At 49.1% G+C, this 22874-nt stretch carries 8 protein-coding genes; 2 read left to right on the top strand and 6 right to left on the bottom strand.

The window, feature by feature from the left end; genetic code table 11:
* Window positions 1–94: 94 nt before the first annotated feature.
* The gene (locus QGP82_RS06385) at window positions 95–1135 is read right to left on the bottom strand and encodes a GNAT family N-acetyltransferase (RefSeq protein WP_499057838.1); all 1041 of its coding nucleotides are present in this window, start codon (window positions 1133–1135) and stop codon (window positions 95–97) included.
* Between the two features lie 108 nt (window positions 1136–1243).
* Here QGP82_RS06385 and QGP82_RS06380 point away from each other — a divergent pair, with 108 nt between their 5' ends.
* On the top strand, window positions 1244–1615 hold the full coding sequence (locus QGP82_RS06380) for a four helix bundle protein (RefSeq protein WP_499057835.1): 372 nt from the start codon (window positions 1244–1246) through the stop codon (window positions 1613–1615).
* Between the two features lie 256 nt (window positions 1616–1871).
* Window positions 1872–2498: a Uma2 family endonuclease gene (locus tag QGP82_RS06375; protein WP_499057833.1), complete on the top strand. Its 627-nt coding sequence runs from the start codon at window positions 1872–1874 to the stop codon at window positions 2496–2498.
* Window positions 2499–2907: 409 nt separating this feature from the next.
* On the opposite strand, the gene QGP82_RS06370 is transcribed toward QGP82_RS06375, so the two are convergent.
* From QGP82_RS06370 to QGP82_RS06350, 5 genes are all read right to left on the bottom strand, one after another.
* Window positions 2908–3732: a hypothetical protein gene (locus QGP82_RS06370; protein ID WP_499057830.1), complete on the bottom strand. Its 825-nt coding sequence runs from the start codon at window positions 3730–3732 to the stop codon at window positions 2908–2910.
* Between the two features lie 397 nt (window positions 3733–4129).
* Window positions 4130–4615, bottom strand: coding sequence for a hypothetical protein (locus tag QGP82_RS06365; RefSeq protein ID WP_499057827.1), 486 nt, complete (start codon window positions 4613–4615; stop codon window positions 4130–4132).
* Between the two features lie 91 nt (window positions 4616–4706).
* Window positions 4707–5084, bottom strand: a complete 378-nt coding sequence (locus QGP82_RS06360) for a hypothetical protein (RefSeq protein ID WP_499057824.1) — start codon at window positions 5082–5084, stop codon at window positions 4707–4709.
* A gap of 45 nt (window positions 5085–5129) precedes the next feature.
* Window positions 5130–7418 carry a hypothetical protein gene (locus QGP82_RS06355; RefSeq protein ID WP_499057821.1) on the bottom strand — a complete coding sequence of 763 codons (2289 nt, stop codon included), beginning with the start codon at window positions 7416–7418 and terminating at the stop codon, window positions 5130–5132.
* A 405-nt stretch (window positions 7419–7823) separates the two neighbouring features.
* Window positions 7824–22859: a Tc toxin subunit A-related protein gene (locus QGP82_RS06350; RefSeq protein WP_499057818.1), complete on the bottom strand. Its 15036-nt coding sequence runs from the start codon at window positions 22857–22859 to the stop codon at window positions 7824–7826.
* Between the last annotated feature and the right edge of the window lie 15 nt (window positions 22860–22874).

Below are 22874 nucleotides of genomic sequence, written 5' to 3'. Positions count from 1 at the left end.
GGGAAAGTAACAAGTGAAAAATAATCAGTTAGCTGGACTGGGTTTTCTGCATACAAACTTGTTACTCTCTACTTGCTACTTTTTACTTTCCCTCTCACGCCGCTAGTCCAACCCCTCTCCTCCCCACCGACACCACCTGTCCTTCAAAATCACGTTCTATAAAAAGTCGATTAATCTCAGAAAATAGGGCTCTGTCGCTTTTCTGGTTACCTCGATAAAATATGTCTTCTTCATAGGCTGGGTTGTTGGGGAGGACTACTTTTAGGGGGATGGGTTGAAAACCAATTTTGGCGAGGGCTTTGCGGGAGGGGATGTTGTGGCGATAGGTGGTGGCGTAGCAGCAGCGTAGACCTAAGTAACGATGTGCCCAGTTGAGTAGGGTGGTGACGGCCTGGGGGCCGTGGCCGTGGCCTTGGAAGTTTTTGCCGAGCCAGTAATGGAAAAAGCCGATGTGTTTGAAGTGTTCGAGGCCGACGGAGCCGATTAGGCCCCAGTGGCGGTGGTTGACGGCGAACAGGTGTTTGGTGGCTGTTTGGTTGGTGTGGAGCCATTGTTGCCAGTCTTCGTCTTCGTTGTTAAAGTCGGGTAGGTTGCACAGCTTGGCGATGGTGGGATCGGCGTATTGCCAGAGAAAGTTGTCTTGGTGGTGGCTTTGGAGGGGGGTGAGGATAAGTGGGTCGGTTTGTAGGGTGTCGATGCCATTGGGTAGGGTTTTGGTTTGTTTTTGGAGTTGTTGGTAGGTGTCGAGGAGGTATTGGGGGGGCTGGTCGGTCTGGTTAATGGCTCGCTGTAGGGTTTGTTGGGCTAGGTGGTATAGGCCGAGGTGTTGGTAGGCTTGGCTGAGTAGGTGTAGGTTATTGAGGCTGTTGCGAGAGGTTTTTTGGGTGATGGCTCGGTCGAGGCGGGTTTGGTATTCTTGGCAGCAGTGGATGATTAGGGGCCAGTCTTGTAGGTGCTGACAGGCTTTGATTAGCAGGAGGAGGGTGGTGGTGGGGAGGGTGGGGAAAAGGTTGTTTTTGGGGTTGGGGAAGAGTTTTTGGCGTAGGTGGGTGATGTGTTGGTGTCGTTGTTGGGCGTTGAAGGGCTGCTGGTAGAGGGTTTTGAGGGTTTGGTGGGAGATGGAGGAGGAGGGCATGGTGGGGGTGGGGGTGGGGTGGGAGTAATAAGTGGCAAGTAACGAGTAACGAGTAATGAGTAACGAGTAACGAGTAACGGGTAGTGGGTTTGGGTTTGGGGGGTGTTTATGGGTGATCGGATTAGTATTCAGGAAAGGTCTGAGTTATTTGCGGTTAGGGTGGTTAGGGTTTATGGGGAGTTGAGTAGACGATCGTTTGATGATGCTGGGAGGGTTTTGTCTAAGCAGTTTTTGAGGGCTGGGACGAGTATTGGGGCGAATTGTGCTGAGGCTGAGTTTGCTCAGTCGCGTAAGGATTTTATTTCGAAGTATTCGATTGCTCTCAAGGAGGCGTCGGAGTGTCGTTATTGGATCAAATTATTGATCACGTCTGGAGTTGTTGCTGAACAACAATTCTCGCCAATGCTTTCGGAATTGAATAGCATTATTGGGATTCTTGTGTCGAGTATAAAAACGTTGAAAGAAAAGAGTAACGAGTAGCAAGTAACGAGTAGCAAGTAACAAGTAGCGAGTGTCGAGTGTCGAGTGGAAAGTAACAAGTAACGAGTAGCAAGTGTCGAGTGGCGAGTTTATCAACGGAAAACTCTACCTACCTAAACTTTTTACTCGTTACTTTTCACTTATTACTTTTCACTGCCCTCATAACCCAGCCCACCCAGCTTTTTACTCTTTACTTTTTACTCCCTCCTACAGACTTAAGATAGACTTAAAACCGTAGATAGACAGTGAAACGGTTATGGTTCAGGCGCGGATACCAAATCCGATGAGCTTTGAGGACTTCCTGGCGTGGTATCCGGAGGATGGACGCCGGTTTGAGTTGATTGAGGGATGTGCTGTTGAGATGTTACCGACCGGACCTCATGAGGATGTGGCTGGCTTTATCAGTGCAGAGTTAAGTTTTGAAATTCGGCGGCATCAGCTGCCTTATTCGATTCCTCGTACTTGCTTGGTTAAACCCCGCTCGGAAGGTTCAGGATATGTGCCAGATGTGGTTATTCTGAATCGTGATTTATTGCAGCAGGAGCCACGTTGGCCAACGGCGTCGGTGATTCAGCGGGGTGAGACGGCTCCGCTGGTGGTTGAGGTGGTTAGTACGAACTGGCGTGATGATTATGGTCATAAGTTTGTGGAATATGAGGCGATGGGGATTGCTGAATATTGGATCGTGGATTTTCGGGCTTTGGGTGCGGTGCGGCATATTGGGAAGCCGAAACAGCCAACGATTACGATTTGTCAGCTTGAAGCGGAAGAGTATACGATACGACGATTTTTGGCTGGGGAGCGGTTGGTTTCTGGCATATTTCCTGAGTTAGCGTTGACGACAGATGCGGTTTTTGCGGCGGGAGGGAGGGGGATAAAGTAACAAGTGACGAGGAGTAAGTAGCAAGTAAGAAGTAACAAGTAGCAAGTGGCGAGTTTATCAACAGAAAACGCTATCTACTCAAACTTTTTACTTTTTACTCCTTACTTTTTACTTTTTATCCCTCTCTGCATTGAGACATATGTGACTCGTTGGTGGCGGTGGGTTAGGGGTGGGATAGATGGATTGTTATCACCATGACCGGTTGGGGTTTTGATGGGTGATTCGGTGCGTCACGGCAGGGCCTAACGCACCCTACCTGGCTACTGCATAGAGACATATATGAATCGTTGGTAGCGTTGCTGTGTTGTGGGATGGGTGCGCGTGGGGCCTCTGGGCCGGTTTGTTGTTCTTTTGTCTCGGGTAGTGACTTGCCGCCGCTGGCGGGTAGACGACATTTCCTTGCTTTTTTTTACGTTTGCGGGCCGGCATGGTATATCTTGACCTGCTTGTTGGGGCTATAGCGGAACATGAATGTTGCACCTGTCTTCATGCCGTACTTAGATTCGTCGAAGTCGGGAAATTTATTGTCTGTGATGAATACCACAAATTCCTCGTTTTCCTCGTCCTTCTTGTAGTCGCGGACCATTGGACTGATACGCGTTGGATCATTATTTAGTGCGCGCTTAAATGCTTCTATTACCGCTTGCTTGTCTTTCAGATGGTGCAGGGCACCTTGATCAACGTTGGAAGGTTGCAGGTATCGCAGTACGTCCCTCATATTCCTGTAGAAGATCTTTGTGGCAATTGATCTCGCGTTTGTATTAAGCCATATTTCACGGTGCATAGGCGTCTTGAATTTCTCAGGCATCTCTAACTTTGATTCTTCGGCGTCGTCAAAATTATCTATATAATGGTCGTTTTGATTCTGTTGTCTTGCTATGGCACGTTGATGATTGCGATTCTCCTCAAGCTTTTTCGCCTTTTCAATCTTGTCAGCCACCGCCTGAAACTTATTCGCCAGTTCTTCCTTTTCGTTTTCTAGCTTTCTCATGTAATTGTCGAGGTCGGGTGGTTGTGTCGACTTGCTATCCTGCTCAGTTCCATCGTTTAACACGTCAGCACCGAATCTCTCGGTAATTTCTCGCCTAAGTTCCGCAAGGCTCTTTTTATTGTTCTTTTTCCGTCCGTACTTCTTTGAGCGGTCGTGTCCGTACTTCTTTGAGCGGTCGTGTCGATGCTTGTTTTTTCCGGGTTTATTTTGACTAGGCTTTCCGGGTTTATCGTTACTAGACATTTCGATTCTCCTTCTTTTCTGTGGGCTTTTGAAATTATTTATGTTCTTTGTCGGGGGGCGGGGGAGCCCTGTTTTTCTGCATCTTGTTCAGTACTATCATGATATTGTTGGTGATGCCTCGTGTGGCCTTGTCTGTTTGTTTTATCCTTTTGTTTAGTCTTATGCTTTGCTTGTTTTCGTTGCCGTTGACTAGATACCCCAAATATGATCAGTTGCGTACTGGGTCTATGCAACCCTGCTCTCTCTTAGTGCGGCCAGATGTGTATCATTTTCTGTCGTCTGTTTGATTTGTGGTCTTGTAAACATCCCCTAACGTTCCAAGCACTCAAACGAACGCTTTGTATCTTTTTAGTTTCTTCGAACTCGCTTAGGCCTCGGTTTGCCTTGGAGGGGCACCTTACGCCTCTATTATTGCTCCTTTTTTCTGTTTACTTTGAATTTTTCTCTTTCGTTCACATCGGTTGTTATTGCATGTGTCCAGCCTGAAAATATGCTCCTCCAACAACGCTAGGTATGGTTTAACGGGCAGTTCAGATTTTGTGTCGTGTTTACAACAAACCAATGGCGGGACTCCGTAGACACGCCACAATGCCTGATCCGCGTAGTCATCCTTCCGTGCCTGGCGGCGAGACGTGCTTTCATAATTTTCAAAAACCTTATCCGGAGTATAAACCCCCTGATCTTTTTCCTCAGCTGCCGCCTCACTTTTTTTCGGTGCATTATCGGTCTCTCCAGCCTTTGTAATCACCGCAAAAATTTTGCGATTGTGTTTAGTATCAAACTTTGGCGCATCATTACGCATCGCATTCGCCGGACCCAGGGGAACAGTTTGACTAATTGCCCCATCCTCCACATAGTGCCCTTCCGAACGCTCCCTAGCCATAGCCTGACTCGTCGTTGAGGACTGTATGCTATCGTCATCGCCAGTCACCGCAGGCAGATCTTACGACCGGTCATCGGTCACGTTGTTGGTCTCACGGTTCCTCCTCACTAAACTGCTGCTGTAATTCTGGTGTCTGTCGAGCCCGATCTCCGACTAACCTCGCCGCCCGCAACACCAATTGTGGCGCTTTTTCAAACGCCGTTTCGACATCCTCCTGACGATAGGCTCTCACCTCCCCCAGGTTCGTCTCAAACTGTTGCGGCTGGATATCCTCCGCAATATCCGCCCGCTTCAGATAGTCCGCCAGGGGTTCCTGTGGCACAAATACCGCATAGTTGCCCAGACGACGCTCCTGCACGGTGGCATCCTCCCATAGTGGCAAATACTGAGTTTTACCCCGCGCCACTTCCTTTGGATTGAGTAATCGCTTTGTTATTGGATTACAGCGCGCCTTGAGTTTGTCTATCACTGCCCTTGACCTCTCATGACTAATTTCTGACGACGTTATGCCATATCACAGTTCCGTGCCATCAAACGCCTGCCGGACGGGCTTGGGTGACGTATCTACATTAAGACGGTTTGTCCCAGCGGGTAGACTCTTTGCACGGTTGTTACGACGTAACCCTCGGTCTGCCTCAATTTCCTTGATAGCCGTGCGATGCAAGTTACTCTGGTGCTCGTCCACCACATCATCCGAGATATACAATCCCTGCTCTCTTTCCTCATCCGTTGCCTCACTTTTCCTCGGTACATATCGCGTCTCTCCTTCTTTTGTAATCACCGCAAAAATTTTGCGATTGTGTTTAATATCAAACCTTGGCGCATCATTACGCATCGCATTTGCTGGACCCAGGGGAACAGTTTGACTGATCGCCCCATCCTCCACATATCGCCCTTCCGAAAGCTCCTTGGCCGTAGCCTGACTCTGCTTCGGCCAGTACTGAGTACTACCATCATCGGCTGTCACCGCAAACAGATCTCGCTGCTGACCAAAGTCATATCGAGGCAATCTGTCCAGCACCTTCTCTACTATCGATTCTTTCTCTGGGATATATTTCTCCCTTAGCAATTCCTGTTCTGTCGCCTCACTTTGGAGGGGCAGATATTCCGTCTTCTGTTTCCCGAACCCATTGGTGAGTGTCGTGGCAAACACCGTTCGACCCGAGGGAAACTCCGTGACCGTTGGTCGCTTATACTGCGAGGCGTCTTCGATGGTATTTACCGGATCTTTGGCGGCAAATCCCTCCAGATATCTCCCCTCAGCTAGCTCTTGAGCTGTGGCCTGATTTTGTTTTGGAAAATATTGAACACTACCATCGACAGCTTTAGCCGCATACAGTTTGCGTTCCGGATTTTCTGGGTCTTTTCGAGGTGGTTGAAATAACTCTTCCCCCGCGATCGAAGCTTTCTCTGGAATATACTTTCCAGCATTAAGCTCCTCCATTGTAGCCTCACTTTGTCGTGGCAGATATTCTGTTTTTATTTTGTTACCATCACTGTCTAGTACGGCTGTGGCATATACAGTCCGTCCTGTACGAAACTCTGTTACCGTAGGACGGTCTCCGTCTAACTCAGATGGCTCCAACAGCCGATTGACGGGAGGTTCTTCGGCAAATCCGTCCAGATATCGACCTTCTGCCAGTTCTTGGGCCGTGGCCTGATTCTTTCGGGGTAAGTATTGAGTTTTGCCATCTGCTCCGGCGGTGGGAAACAGCGTGCGATCTCGATTATCCGGGTCAGATTGGGATGGTTCGTCCAGCACCTCCCCTGCGATTGAGGCTTTCTCTGGAATATACTTGCCAGTATTGAGTTCTTCTATGGTGGCCTCACTTTGTCGAGGCAGATATTCTGTCTTGGTCTCTTCGCCTGTATTGCTCAATGCTGCGGTGGCAAATAACGTCCGCCCTGTTCTGGCTTCAGTGGTAGTAGCTGGCTTGCCGTTCAGGTCCGCTGGATTTTTGAGCTTGTTTACCGGGTCCTTGGCAGCAAATCCCTCTAAATATCGACCTTCCGCCAGTTCTTTGGCCGTGGCCTGATTCTTTTTGGGCACATATTGAATACTGCCGTCTGGTGCCTGGGTGGCAAACAGTTTGCGATTGTTGTTATCGTCGTCAAACTTGGGAGGCTGATCTAATTCGTCGCCTACGTTGGAAGATTTTTCTGGAATATATTTCCCAGCACTTAACTCCAGTGGGGATGCCTCACTCTGGCGCGGAAGATATTCTATTTTCTCTTTACCTGGACTGTTTGTTGTTGTGGCAAATAATTTGCGCCCTGTCTTGGCATCGGTGACGGTGGGTTGCTCAAAGTTTGATGCATCAGCAATGGTATTCACCGGCTCGCTGCGGACCGACTCATCTTCCACAAAGTTTCCCGCCTCGATTTCAGACTCACTGGCTTGACTCCGAGCAGGCAGGTACTTTGTTTTGCCGCCCTCGGTGACCGGATAGATCATCCGTCCTTTGCCCAGATCGATTTTGGGCTTCGGTGCCTTGGCTGATTGAGCCTGGCTGCCATCCTGAATAGCCTTTTGTCGCCGTAAACCCGGCGGCTTTGCCACCGTAATTGTTGAACTTCGTGAGACTACGGCATTCGCTCTTGCCTGTCGCGCTTCCACCCGCCCTAATGTGGGAGCACTCTGACTGCGGGACCGCCGAGGGGCTCCTCCTGAGCTATCACTGTTGCCGCCTTGGGTTAAGCGACGGCGGCTGGCACGACTCTTGAGCAGCTTCGCGCTTTGGCGTCGTTTAAGCGCGTCTTGCTTCTTTTTACGTTTTATTTTTTTCGTACGTTGACTAGGCATAATCTCACCTCATGGTGATTAGAGAGATTTATTTGTTCCAGATCCCCTCCTGGGAGGGGTGGGTTTCTTGAGAGGGATAGGTTCTCTTTGCGTTGGTTCTCCTTGCCAAGGCTACCGTGTATACACATCTCGGAAGTGAGTTCAAAATCCTGCATTACCCCCCTCAATCCCCCCTTGGTAAGGGGGGAAGATCCGGTTCTCCCCCTTACCAAGGGGGAGTTAGAGGGGGTAATGCAACCGAAAACGCTAGTTTCCAGTACTTGTGTGTACACCGTAGCCTTGCCAAGGGGAACCGTCAGGGAGGGGGCTGGATAACTGGCGCTAACGGTCGAAGACCCCTCCGTTGGTTCCCCTTACGCTACGCTTTAGCGCATGCCCTTTGGGCTATAGGGGAACCGATGCTAGCTAAACCTTCGCTTTATAAACCAGGACCATCTCGGCATTCTTTAAGGTGCTGCCATCGCCCTTAAGCATAAAGGTCCAGCTGCTGCCGTTTTGGCCCACGTTGATGGTGTGGGGTTGCAGGTAGGTGTTGTTGGGCACCTGTAGATCATCGTTGATGGTAAAGATCGCTCCACCTTGGTCGTCGGCGTATTCATAGTGCATAAACAGGCCAATAATCTTGCTGCTGCTCATATTGGGGAACATGTCGCGGGTAAAGGTAATCTCGGCTTTATCTACATCGCCGCTGGTCAAGGCTGCCCACTGATCGGGGAAGTTGTAGGCCAGGTCAAAGAAGCTGGTGGCATGGTACGGTTTCAGTACGCCTTTGACTTCGTTGGCAAAGCGGCTGCCGCCTTGCTTGGCGGTATAGCGCAGCTTGACGGTGACATCCAACAAGTCTGCCGGGTTGTAGGACCCTTTCATGCCATTGAGTTCTAAGCGCCAGTTGGAGACGGCTCCAGTGCCTTCAAAGGGCAGATAGCGCTCATCGCCAAAGTTCAGCTCAAACATGCCGTTGTTTTCGGTGTATTGATCCACATGGGAGAGGGCCACTTGCTGGTTAGCGCGCCAGTTGACGCGGACATTGGGGGTGGCTTCATTGGAGGGATCAATCAGGTGTTTCACTGCTTTGATGTCCGCTGCCATGACCAGTTTGCTGCTGAGCTGGCTCAGGGTGGCATTTACCTGCTGCCCTTCGCCCACATCAAAGGCCAGGGAGACGGTTTTGATCTGGCGGTTGTAATGTCCGGGAAAATCATAGTCAAATAACTCTTCTGATAGTCGGAACTGGCAGAACCCTTTAGTCTTGAGATTTAATAGCGCCATGGGGTCGAGTTCCAATAGCGAGATACTCTTGGTGATTTCCAGACGACGGCTATCGGTTTCTCGATAGGCCTTTTCTAGACGATCCAGGTCATGACCCAGGCTATTACCCGACAGCAGTCCCTTGCGCTGGCTATCCCAATACATGCCGTTGATGTAGTTGACCTGGCTGGCGGCAACACCTTTTTCAAAGACAAAGGCTTGTTCTGCTTGTTTGGCGTAATCGTGGGCCAGCTTATAGGTTTGGAAGTATAGGCCCGAGATTTTGCCACTCATCCAACTGTAGAGTTGCGCAGTGGAGAACTTATTCTTCATGAAATCGGCAATGGCGTGGTGGTTTTCGATGTCCTTTTCGTGGATGATTTTTTCTTGCTTTGCGATCGCAAGCTGATGTTGCTGCGATTGAATCTGATACTCCAGCTGTTGGATTTCACTGGTTGCCATCATTTTTTGCAGAGCCCAATCCTGCGCTGAGCGTTTGAACTGGGCCGCCACACCAGCGACCTCGCCCCCCATACTCAGGGCCTCAGCTCCAGATTGAATGGCCTCACCGAATTGGGCCAACATGGACCCAATATCTTCCCCACCAGTGGTGACACCAAAGCTGAAGGGACCCGCCGTAAACTGCGGCACGATGTAGGAAAGACCAGACATGTATTTACTCAATGCGGTCACCCCATGCAATGTGGCCGCAATCCCCATCATGGACAGCTGTGTCAGTTCTTCGGGTAGATAGCCCTCATCAATCAGATCGGCATAGTGGGTTTCCTGTTGCTCGGCCCCCAGTTTAGTTTCCTGCAAATTCAGCAAAGATTGCTCGGCTTCCTGAATGGCCTCTTCCTTTAACAGTGTGGTGAGGTCAAGCAGTATGGATTCTTGTTTGTTCTGTAAAAGGCTTAGTTCTTCAGCATCTTTCTTCTCCAGTGCGGAGAGTAGAGCGTCGCTAAAGCCATTGAGCTTGGTCACCAGTTCCCGCGCCTTGGCCATCAGGGAACTAAAGCGATAGTCGGGCACCGTCGCCGCACCAGCCGCCATAGCAGCGGCGGCAGCCATGCCCCCACTGCCAGCCACGGCACTGACCAGGGCCATGGGATCGATGGGGGGCTGGAACAGTGGCAAGGGCTGGGCCACACCGTCAATGTTTAGACAAGCCCGAATTTTACCCAGGCGATCTTCTACTCGGGTCCAGTACTCGGTGAACAGCTCGTTTTCTGGTAGGTAGAAATAGGGATTAGTGATGGTATCAAACTGGGTAGCAGCAAAGCTCAGGCTTTGTTCATAATCGACCACTCCATCGGTGACTGTGTTTTCTAGATCAATCAGGAAATCATAAGCTTCATTGGGATCTACCGAATTGCCGTCTTGATCGGTGTAGAAATCACTGTAGTTCTTAGTGGACTCCAGTACCACACGGCCCATATTCTTGGGTTTTTCACCTAAGATGTCATAGGCCAAAATGTACAGCATCCGTGCTTCATTAATGCTCTCGCGGGTGTACTGTCGGAAGAGCATATCACCCCAGTCCAGCAAGTTGTCGATATAGCGCATAACGATCGCTTTGCGATAGGCAATGGGACGCAGGGCTGCAATGGCATGGGGATCAAAGGGATCGTCTAAGTATTCTGCTAACTGAGCACTGTAATTGCGCATCAGCTCAAGACGAGAATCAAGAATTTTAATGATTGCCACTACTTCTAGCATTTCACTTTGCCAAGTGGCCAACAACTCGTCAGCAGTGGTTGCGAGATTGTTGATGGCTGACTCGAGATCAGTGACATATTCCCAGGTTGCAATAGTAGACAGATCTGTCCCAGAGGCATCCTCGTATGTATCTAGATCTTCTTGGCCGAGAAACACCTTCTGGTAGCCAGCTAACATGCTATCTAGATTGGTTAGAGCCGTTCGAGCAGTTGCCACTGTATCCGTACTGGTAAGAGCCTCAAAGGCGTCTAAATCGTTGGTGAGGGTAGTCAGCAACGCATCCGGATCGACCGCCAGGAACGGGAGAAACTTCCAGTAATCAGATATTGCTGTGGGGTCGAAGATATATTCGTACCACTTTTTGGCATATTCAAACTGTTGATCCGTATTTAAGGTCTGAGCAATCAGGAAAGGTATATGGAAAAAGATTTCCCAATAGTACAGACCGTTGGCACTGTTGAAGTCGAGATGGCTGTTAACCGGCTCTGTATTGAACCAGGTACTACTCATCTGAATATTGTTAGGACTTGAGTCGTCAAAGCTGATGGCAGGTGATTCATTTATCTCCTGGGTTGACATTTTTAGAAAGTCACTAATCTCACCTGCGAATAGGATTTGGTTAAGTTGCTCAGCCGTACTGGATGTTAGGCGAATCACTTCATACTTCACAGTATCAATTTCATACGGTAAGGCGTCGGTGTATGCCAGGTAATAACTATCCTGAATCAAATACAGTTTAGAGACGTCGCTGTTGGTGTAATTATAAGCAGCCGTTATCCCAGCGGAGCGGATGTCGGCAGGTATATTTCCCCAACTTCCTGAAATCGACAGTGGAGTATCTAGCTGACTCGTTTCACTGAGGTTCTTAAGACGATAGTAATTGGTACCTGAGAAAAGATAGACACAGTAACTATCGTTACTGTCATCATCGTCATCATTGTCATCTTCGAGCACAAAAGCAGCGTCGATTTCATCACCTAGTCTGCTGTTAGTGATGAATTTTTCTAGTGATGTCGATAGCGAGGATAAGTTTGCGATCTCTGACTCCATCGTTGTCAGAAGTGTCGAACCGTTTGTAGTTAGATCAGTTAGATCAGCGACAACATTTTCTATGTTAATGACTGCAGTCTCAAAGTCAGCCATATCGCCAGCATTTTCAAAAGTGTCTTGGATGGTTGAAAGCTGGGTAAGTATTTCTTCAAGATCCACATCAAGATCGTCAAGCTCATCGTAAACAATCTCTATTTTCCTAGCACAACTACTCGCCACTTTTGATATGTCGTCTGATGACAATGATGAATAAGTCTTGGGGTAATCACTGTCGATGTATTGTGGCACCGTATCATCTGACAACGAATAGCGATAATACTCTGTTTTGGTGCTACCAAAACTGTCCTCCGTATTGAGAATCAGATATAAACAGTTATCGGCAACATAGGCCGCATCTACTCGTTCTTCGCTATTCAAGTTGGTAGATTCAACAGCACCCCAAAGACCAATAGTAGTAGAAGGCTCGCTACTGGTAGCGTTGCTTTGATAGTACACATGGTTTTCGTTGTTAAATAAATAGGTAATATCGTTTTCAGCGCTATCCGTAAAGGTGAAGCCCGCATCTACCTGAGTCCACTGGGGCAGTCCCTCGTCGTTGTCGGCTAGGGTCTTGGGGTAATCTGCATCCGGAGTAGAACTAAATTCATTAGTATCACTATCCACGGAGTAGCGGAGATATTGTGTCCCACAGAATAGATAGAGTTTTCCTTCTGTGCCAACTGTCCCGGTACCGATTAAGGCCGCATCAATTTGGTCAATTTCAATAATGCTAGAGTCATCATCTTGTTCTTCGAGGGATACTCCAAAGCTATCGACAAATGAGACCGTATTGCTATCGGTACTGTCGCTGCGTAAGATAGAGCCGTCACTATTGTTGAACCAAAACGTTACATCACCATAGGTAAATGCAGCGTCAACGGTGCTCCAGCTATCTGGCAAGTCGGTAATGGTCTCTGATAATTCAGAGACTATTGTCAAGGTAGAGAAGGAGGAACCATCATATTTATACATTGCTCCTTCCAGGATTACATAGGCGGAGCCATCAGCAGCAATATACGCTGAATCAATGGTGATGCTATCGTCTATCTCGATAGCCCGAATACCCCAGCGGCTGCTAATGGCTTGGGGACCTTCAGAAATATCACCATCAACAGAAACAGCCATGTACGTGCCATCGTCCAGGAAATAGTAGATATCATCATCGTCAAACACCTGTACGGCTGCATTGATGCTAGTTTCTGAGGTGATGTTTGAGAGATGGGCATCCGAACTCATGGCCTTTAATCCGATGTCGTCGGATAGGGCGGTCTCATTTGGTTTCACCAAAAAGCCAGAGCCATTGTAATTATAGGCAAACCAGGGGCCATCTATAGAGTCATCGCTGTAGCTCAGCATGACCACCTTATCTTCCTCAATACTGCTCTCCTCTGGAAACAATTGAGCAAACAGTTCCTGGCCACGATTCTCTATGCTGCGGGTTGCAGCTTCCTGGGAGTACAGTTCTGGTGTGAGATTATAGGCGCGATAGTAAGGCCCGGCAGGACTTGAGTCATCATAGGTGTCACTCAGATAGTAACGCACGCTGATGTAGATATTTTCGTAATCGTCATCGCTTAACTTGCTGGAGTTTTCAACAAAAATATCCGCATCGGAAATGTACAAAGACGTCTTGAGATCGGTCAATGTATGGGCCGTATCATTGAGAGTCAGTGTTGTTGTGTAGCTGGTCTCTTCAAAGCTAGTCTGCAGTAACTGAGGCTGACTCCAACGTTTGTTGAGGTTGTAGAAGGAATAGTAAATCTTGATTTCCTTTTGGCTATTACCCTGACTAGAAACCGTTTGGTTGCTATCACTGCCGCTGGTGGTGACAACGGCAGAGGAAGGATCTTCTGCACTTTCCTCAATCACAGCCCAGAACACAAACACTCGATTAAAGGCATAGACCGGTTTTACATGGTCCACTTCAATGGAAATATTTAGCTCTTCCCAAGGGTCCCAGATAATGGCGGAGCTCTCTCCACCAACAAAGGTGGCAAAGCGATAGAAATAGCGCATTGGGTCGGTGCGGGTATGGCCAAAGAGCACCAACACCTTGTTGTTGGTATCAGAACTGGTATCGTCGTAAACATAGCCCCCGGCAATGGTCAACTCAGAGACTTCTGTAAAAGAGTCCAGATAGGTGACATAGGCCTCTTCGATTAACTCATCCGTAAGTTTCCCTTGGGTCAAACTCGACTCCAGGGCCTTAAAGGCAGCAGACTTTACATCCGCATCCCGCAGCTCAGGACGAATGTAGTTTTCTGGATAGAGAAAGACTTTGCGATTCGCTTCCCACACCCGATAATTTTGAAGCCATTCCCACCGTTCCTTCAGATTGGCCTTCAGGGCCTCTTGATCGCTGGTGTCATCACCCTCCAGAGTGACCTCTTCTAGATTCATAAAGTAACGATGCAGATACAGCTGAACCGCCGCTGTTGCTTCTTTAATGCGCGAGGTCTCCGCACAGCTATCCATTTGGATATCGATCAGCAGCTTTTGGTACAGCTGTCGGGTGGTGGTGATCTCATCATCATTGGCAATCACATAGGGCACCAGGGCATCCCGCTTGAGGGTATTGACCTCATTGGTAATCTGTTTAACCAGGGTTGCATAGTTGTTATCGCAGTCCACCGACACCAGCACATCGTAAGCACCCGTCGCCGCCCTACTCACATCAGGCTGACCATTGGACCAATAGTCAGAGTCGTAGAGGGGCCGCCAAACATTGTTATACAGCTCTGATACATCCGCCCGCATCCGTTGGGTAGTGGCCAGAATATCGTAGAGACGCAGCACCAGCTCCAGGTGGAAGTCCTCTTCCATCACATTCACCGGGTCCGCCAGGAAGGCATTGCGCTGTTTGACCCAGCGTACGTCTTCTTTTTCAAAGTTAAAGATGGCGGCAAAGTGCATATAGGGCTCTTTCACCTTGCCCTTGGCCCCACTGATCAGTTCTGTCAGAGTGAGATTACCGCCAGTAAAACGCTGGCCCAGGTCTTTAAACCGAGTGATGGCATGGATATCACTCAGGAGATAATCAGACCATTCTCCCCAGCGATAGGCCAGCACCTGCACTGGCTTTTCAGCGTCGTGGTCGCTCAGGTCCAGGTTATGGGTGACAAACTTTTCTCCCGTATGGAAGTAGATCTCATCTTCAAACTTAAAGACAGTGCTCACACCGCTGTCGGTGAGGATAGTGTCATCTAGCTGAGGCCAGGTTTCATTAATATCACGGGGATACTCCATATCCACGTAGCGGGGCTCATCGTAGGGGTTAAGGGCAAACAGGTTTGCCGTATCGCTGTAGCACACAAACTGCTGGTCCTTAAAGACGAGCAATTTGCCTTCACCATCCACATAGGCCCCATCAACGGTCTGGGTGCCAGACTCACTGGTAAAGGTATTGTCGAGATTGCCCCAAATTGCATTTACCTCCCCTTCGGTACCGGCGGCACTATCGGTCTGTAGGTCGGTAACGTGGTGATAATTGCGCTCGTTAAACAGCACTAGCCCCAGCTCGCTGGCATCGGTGGCCAGGTAAAACGCTGCATCAATGCCGTTGCGATAGTCTTCCGGTAGGCTGTCTAACCCCAGCTCCTCAGCTAAACTTTCGCCAATAATCTTGGGATAGCCCTCATCCACATAGCGATAACAGTCGCCCCGGTAGGGGGTATCTCCTGTCTGTTCCACTGTATAGCGAATATATTGTTCACCAGAGAACAGATAGGTCATCTGTTTTTCAGTGTCATCGACAGCGGCCACAAAGGCGGCATCGATATAGCCCCCCAGGGTAAAGTTGTTGTCGATATGGCCCAGGCCATCAATATCGTAGGCCACATATTTGTTGGGGCTGCCGGTAAAGACGGTGTTGTTGGTAAAGAAATACAGACAGCGGCCATTGTCCATCAAGCCGTCAAAGAATGGGGTTTCGCCGTCGTAGTCTGCCTCTAGCTGATCTAAATGCTGCTGGAACTCTTTGGTCATAAAGGCAAAGGCGGGTTCGTCACGCAAATAGGTGGCAATCTTTTTGGGATAGCCCTCATCTACATAGCGATAGTCGTCGCCGCTGTAGCGCACATAGGAGTCCCCAGCAAATAGATAGGTGGTGCGATCGCTAGGATTCACCCAGGCGGCATCCAGCCAGTGGCTCTTCCGATTATCGCTGTCGAAAATATTTTTCTGTCGTCCCCAGGCATCCTTGATGTCTGTCACAACCGTCCAGTCATCGTCATTGTCGTCAAAGGCGGCATAGCGTTCCTGGCTAAAGAGATAGACGGTGCTATCGTTACCCACAAACCCAGATTTTAAGGTTTGAAAGTCCGTTTTATTAAACGGAACCTCCGGATAGAGCAGTTCCAGGGGCTGGGGAAAGCCCCAGTTCTCAGTGTCAAGGTTGAAGCTCAGGAACTTCTGATCGCTAATAAAGATTAGATTCTCTTCGTGGACAAAGATGGCATCAATGGCATCAAATCCTTCCTCTTGATACTCTTCCGGCATGTCCCACAGGCTGAAATCCCCCTCGTATAGGGGCACCGGCTGGTCATAGCTATCCTTGATGTAGTGCAGATAGCGGAAGTTGCCATCCATATCGGGACGCTCAAACAGATAGGTGTCTTCTTTCCACACATAGGCCAGGGCAACATTGTTGAGCCCCCGCCATTTGTCGCTAATGCGGCGGGGCGGATAGGTGACGGTGCTGGCGGTATAGTCTGAGGTATCGGCGTCATACTGCACAAACCACTCCCCAGAGAACACATAGGTCACCCCATCGCGACCCACAAAGGCGGCATCAATGGTTTCCTGGTCGTAGATGGGATTGCGGGAACGCCCCCAGACGTCGGCAATGGTAAAGCTTTGCTCCAGCTCAACATCGTAGTATTTGTCACCAGCAAACACATAGCTTTTGCCATCGCTGCCGTGGAGTATTGCACTTACATCGGTCATGGCTTGAGCATCGGATTCCAGCAGTGATTCCACCCGCTGTACCGTGCGGGGAGTGGCTTCTGTTTGGGTGAGTGTACGGGCTTCCAGGTGGCTGGTTTGATACCAGGTGTCGCCGCTGAGGATGTAGTTCTCTCCTCTTTCCTGAAGTGCCGCTTGCACATCGGCAAAGGCGTCGTTGTCATACTGTTTGTAGTTGTCTTCATCGCCAATCACGACATGGAAGCTGTCTCCCTTAAACAGATAGACCTGACGCTGATCGGCAAAAGCGGCATCAATGCCCTCAGGGAAGGCGACTTGTAAGCCTCGGAAACGGGGTTCGTCTTTGAGGCGATGGATAGAGCGGGGATAGCCCTGCTCAACGGTGCTGTAGTCACTGTTCACATACCGGAAAAACTGATCTCCAGAGAACAGATAGGTGTGATTAGCCGTCATATCCACCAGCTGACCGTTCTTATCCTGCTCCTCCCAGCGAGACTCTACAATCAAGGCGGCATCTACCTTACCGGTTCTTTCAATATTGTTGCGCACCTTACCCCAAACCTTATGGGTCAAGCGGGGATAGCCATAGTCGATGTTGCGTAGCTCAGCATCAGAAAACCGCAGGAATTTAGAACCATAGAACAGGTAGGTTTTGCCATCTGTCCCCATTAAGGCTGCGACTACTCGCTCATCAGCCAGCCCATTGACATTGCGATCCCACTGATCTGAAAGGACTTTGGGTTCTGACCACCAGCGATTGGAGTAATTATGCTCAATGTAGTAGTAGAGACCATCCTCGGCACTCAGGTAGAACAGGTAAACCTTCCCCTCAGGGCCATTCATCACTGCATCAATTTGGAAATCTGTCGCCCCATTGGTGACGCTCTCTGGCAAACTCCAAAAGTCATCGTTCACCAGGGCAGGGAACACCTCGATCTCATCCACATCAGGGCGATTAGCCAACACCGTTTCAATGACGCGGGCATTGGGGTCTTCTTCATCCACCTCTAGGTAGTCGTCTTCCTCCTTATGCAGGGTAGAGTAGCGTACATATACATTTTCTGTGGTTGTGGTTGTCGTTGTTGTGCCATCTGCACTAATCGTAATGGTGGTGGTGGTGACGCCGTCAACAGTTTCAGTGGTTGTGGTTGTGCCGATCTCAGCCTCGGTGACCTCAGTGGTCTCGGTAGTCTCGGTGGTCTTAGTACCAAATAGATAGGTCTTGTTCCCCAGCACAAAAGCAGCGGTGACGGTGGTAAGCCCTTCCCAATCTTCGGCAATATCCCGAGGAAAGCCATCATCCACCTGGGTATAGTCATGGCCGGAATAGCGCACATATTGTTCACCGGAGAACAAATAGGTGTATCCATCCAGTCCCACAAAGGCGGCATCCACCGTGCCGCTATCGGCAATATCGTTGGCCACTTTACCCCATTGCTCACGGGTTACCTGGGCCAGGGTGACTTCCCCGGTAGTGTCGGTCACTTCATTGACAGTATTGGTGCTAGGGTCGATGCTGACATATTCATCATCCCGGAACAGGTAGATGGTTCCATCCCAGCCATAGAGAGCGGCATCAATGCCAGCGGTAAATTCATCGGGCAGGCCGCTAAATTCCTGATGGATCCCCTTGGGATAGCTGTCTTCAGGTTGGAGGTTGGCCAGCTCGATGCTGCCCACATACTTGGCAATTTTGTTGTCCAAAAATAGGTAGTAATTCCCCTGGCAGGCCAGGGCCGCATTCAGTTGGCTAGGGTGGCCAAAGTTATGTTCCCGGTGCCCCCATTTTTCGGCAGCAGGGCGCACTTGGCCATCCTCTGACGAGACATAGGTGTTGCCTAAAAAGGCGTAGCTGTACTGATCTCCCCCGTCAAACATGGGGCCTAAGTCCTCCCCATACTCAGCGGGCAGTTGAATCGCCAGATTCTCGCTGTTCCAGTCTTCAGCAATGGACTTGGGATAGCCTTGATCGACGGTAAGGCTACTGGTTAGGGTGGAGCCGATATCTGAGTACCGCACATATTTATCGTTGGCAAATAGGAATAGCCTCCCCTCAGAATCCACATAGGCCGAGTCGATCATTTCCAGGTTGTCAAAGTCGTTATCCACCTGGCCAAAGGTGTTATCTCGCTTGTCCCAACTATCGCCATCGGCATATCTCACATAGTGGGATGCATCACTGATAATTACCCAGGTACCATGGCGATCAATAAAGGCCGCATCCACTTGATTCAGCTCCTCTTCTTCGTCAAATAGCTGGCGAATGGGGTCTTCTTTAAGTCTTTTCTGCAGGGCTTCATCGTCTTTTTGTAGATCAACCAGGTCCTGGTCGTCCTCGCTATCTAGATCTATCTCTTTTTTGTCGATTAGAGTGTAGTCTTTGGCCAGATAAATCCAGTAGTAATCATCTTTGAAGAGATAGATAAATTCGTCTGTCTCTAAGAGGGCATCGACGCTGGTAATGGGACTGCCGCTGTCAGGATTATCAGGTAAGATCAAGTCTTCTGGAAATTTAGCTACCAGCTCTTGATCTTCAAGGGCCAGGGTAATCTCATGGATATCCAGCTGCTGTTGTTTAATTAACAAGGCAAACTGACGAATGCGCTTTACCGCCTGGGCGTAGTGCATATCGTTGGGGAGTTCATCTAGCTGGCCCAGGGCATTGGCGTCCTCTAGCAGGGGCTTTAACCAAGCAAAATGCAAGTTGTTTTCAGTCTTAAACACAGCCTGGGATAGGGCTTTGACCGCATCTGGGTTAATGCCTAGCACTCCCTGCAGCTGTTCGATAATGGCGCTCTGCTGCTCGTCGGTGTGGGCTTTTAGCGCTTGGTCAACAGCCTTGACTGTGCCATTGATGGCTTTGGCAATGTCGTGGATTTGGAAGAACACTTCCAGGTTGTAGTCTTCAAAGCCCGGAAGATGGAAGGCGGCAGCATTTTCCGGCACCAGAAAAAAGGGAATCCGATCGGCCTGCAGAAGATCTTGCTCATCCAGGACGTCAATGTCGGTTAGGTTGTGCTTTAAGGCTTCGATTTCGTCGGCATTAAATTCCAGGGCTGTGAGCTTTTCATCCTGGAGGCGATACTGGTCGGCATAGGTGACGATGCTGGCTAGGTGGTCAAATGCGATCGCATTCTGACTATCATCAAAATAGTTACGCAAACCAAAGCTTTCGCGATTGTCCTCCTGCTTAAAGAAGGCACCTGCACCCGATTGCAGCTGATTACCGTTTAAGTACCCATCCTCTTGCAGATCCTCATGCACCCAGCGGGATACTGTCTTGGCTGCTAGTTTGGCTAATTCGTTCTGATCTAGCTGTAGCCAGGTGGCCTGATCAGCAACAATGGCATTATGCAATACCTTAGAAATGGCCTCGCGATGGGGATAAAACTGTAGCGCCAGCCCCGTCATCCTCGGTCCTTCATCAACAATGCGCATCTTGTCGACAACAAACATGTGCTTGTCAATGTAGCGATTCATCTGCAGGTTGCGGATTAAATCCTTAAGGGCGTTTGGATCTAGATCCAGCTCAGCAAACATCTGAGCATTAATTTGGATCTTACTGGCTGCAAATTTATCTAGCTGCTGCTGGAGCAGATGATGCACCTGATCGGTCAATTCTGCCAAATCTGCATCGAGAAACAACTCATCAACGCCGTCAGCATGACTAAACATCGCCACATCTGTGACAAAGCCCTGCTCATCTATGTAGTCGTTATAAATCAGATTGTCGTACAGTTCCCGTGTCTCAGCGACAGAAAGACCCAAGCCCTCAAAGTCTGACTTAAACACCTGCACTTGAATCTCGTCATTCTCGTCCAGTTGGCCCGCCATTTCCTCCTGGTACACTCCGTGGATAATCTCAAAGACATCCTGACGAATTTCACTAAAATCGAACTCTAGCTGAAAGTTTTCCACAGCGGGCAGCTGACCATCGATCCAATCTTGGGTCAAGAGTTTGCCACTGCCATCAATCACCTGATGGTTAATCAGGTTCTTAACAATTTTCTCGTGAAGCTTGCCCCCAAACTGTAAGTCCACAAATTCATAGTCGTGAATGACCGCCAGCTGCTGAATAAACTCTTCAGTCAATGCCTGGATCTTGCGGGGCTCATAGGCCATTAGCAGATGCCGATGATAGCCCTTGGCAGCCTTAGGATGCATCCCCGACTCTGGATAGGCAGACAGCATAGAGAGCGTGCCGTGAGCCATGCTCGGCATATGGTGCATCCCCAGCTTCTTGCTATGGTTTTTATATCTGTTCCGCTTCTTATGGGCACCTGACTTACAGCGATAGGAAGACTTCTCCATATCGCCCGGCATATCCCCACTCATCCCCTCCTGGCGCTGCTGCATCAAATTAAAGGCAAAGTGAGAAGCCCGCTGATCGCCTAGCGCATCTGCCAGGGTATCCGGCTGCATTTCTTTGGCTTGAAAGCTTTGTAAAAGCGTATTGTAAAGGGCAAGATCCTGGGCATTCTGAGTCTCTTCTGCCTGGTCGGTCATGGGGGCACCGTTGACAATTGCCCACAGCATTTCTGGTGAGTAGCCAAACTCCTTCATCCATTTGGTCAAGGCCATCAGAGACTCAAACAGCCACAGCTGATCGCTGATGCTGTGGGTATCGCTGTTGACAGGGGCCATCAAGATTTCAAAACACTTTTGAGTACTGGGCACCTGATAGACAAAGTGAGTTTGGGAATCTAGTCGACCGATAAAGGGATCTTGCTCCAGCAGGTCAAAGAGAATAAACAACTCCAGGAAATGTACATCCAGCGCATTGGATAAGGCCGAAATACGGTAAAGCACATTTAACAAATTCCACTGGTATGCATCGCCAGTGTTCTCCCAAAGGCTGCTGTCAGCGACCTCTTCAAACTCCAGACGTTCAGTAATATTGATCAGATCGGTTTCAGTAAACCCTAAAGCATGGCGCAGACGCTGACGATAGGTATCATTGTCATCGCTAAATAAATCTTCTGCATAGTCGATTTGAGTATAGGTATGGTAAGTAGTGTCGTTATACTGAGCCGGAAGCTCCCCAGTCTGATCCGTAATATAAAAATATTTTTCATCGATAGACACACAGGGCAAGTTAAAAATCCGGTTGAACTGGTCTTGAGGCAGATCCTCATTGGTTCTACCCACATATGAGATCTCACTTAGAATGGCAACAACTGTATCAAGAGGCTGCTCCAAAGTCTTGTGAATATAGACCACCTGGGCGATATATACTAGAGTATCGGCACTTAGCGTAGGTACACTGTCAACCTGACAACAGTGGCGCAAAATATGGTCTAAGTCGGTAAAGCTCAGACCTGTTTTCTGCGCTAGCCGCACAAAACGACTGGTGCGGTCAAACCACTCAATCGGTACAGCACCGCCATCGGACCACTCCAGAGTAGTCTCGTCATCGCTCAAAGTGACATAGCCTGTGCCATTGCTGGTACCGGTATTAATATAAAAACTCCCACGACCAGCTTCAACAGCGGAATGATCGGACGGGTCAACATAAAGATTTTGGTACAGCAGTTCCAACATCTCCTGGGATTCTAGATCCGTTGTCTCCATAAAGCTGGTGACGGTGGATAGCAGACTGATTAAATGGTTGCTGAGAACGCTTGCTTGACTGGATCTAATTTCGCTTAGCAATTCAGCCGTTTTATCGGCATCAATTGATGAGATATCCTCGAATATCTCCGCTAATAGAGACAGCAGTTCAGTTGAGTCTGAAAAGTCATCACTACTTTGATCAAAGATAATGCTTCCAGTACTGTCAAAGATACGAATGTAGTATAAAGCACCAATTTTTGCCGCAATTACCAGGCTTGTCCCACCCTCCGGCAGAGCGTCAACATCCGCCAGGGAATCATATAGTTCGATGTCATAGTTCGCTATATAACCATAGGCCATGACAGATGAGGCAGCTACCTCATCAGGTTCTAACAGAGCCGTCCACTCTGCTGTAGACAGCCCCAGGTATTCCCGCGCCACGGTGGTGTAGTCTGCTGTAGTCGCAAAGAGACGACGCAACTCATGGGCCGTGATGCCTAGGTGATTTAGATGGTTCTTGACCTTTTCACTATTTAGGGAAAACGGCATGTTGAAAGGATAGCTTGCCCCCTCCAAGACACCGAAGACTGCTGCTTCTAAGGCTTCTCGTGTTTCGTAGTCGGTACTGTCAACCCGACCCTCTAGCACTTCGTTGACAATATCCAGATAGGGAATCAGCGTTGTAGTGTTTTCGGCATCCAGATCAATTCCTTGGATATCACTCCGGCGTGAGTGAAAATCGACGGCATCCTCATCAGCTTCGTCGGTCACAAACTCATCGTCCAGCATTTGTAGCAGGTCGACCAAATAGGCTGCAGGAGAATAAACAGAACGAGACTCGTCACCTGCCTTAAAGTCGATGTTACCAAAGAGATCTGCGTAGTTAGGAATGTTGGAGATCATACTCATAGGAATTCTGTTCCA

Source organism: Leptothoe sp. LEGE 181152 (assembly GCF_032906605.1).
GTDB lineage: Bacteria > Cyanobacteriota > Cyanobacteriia > Phormidesmidales > Phormidesmidaceae > Leptothoe > Leptothoe turfae.
The sequence above is the reverse complement of the archived record's forward strand: the minus strand, read 5'-3'. Positions and strand labels throughout refer to the sequence as shown.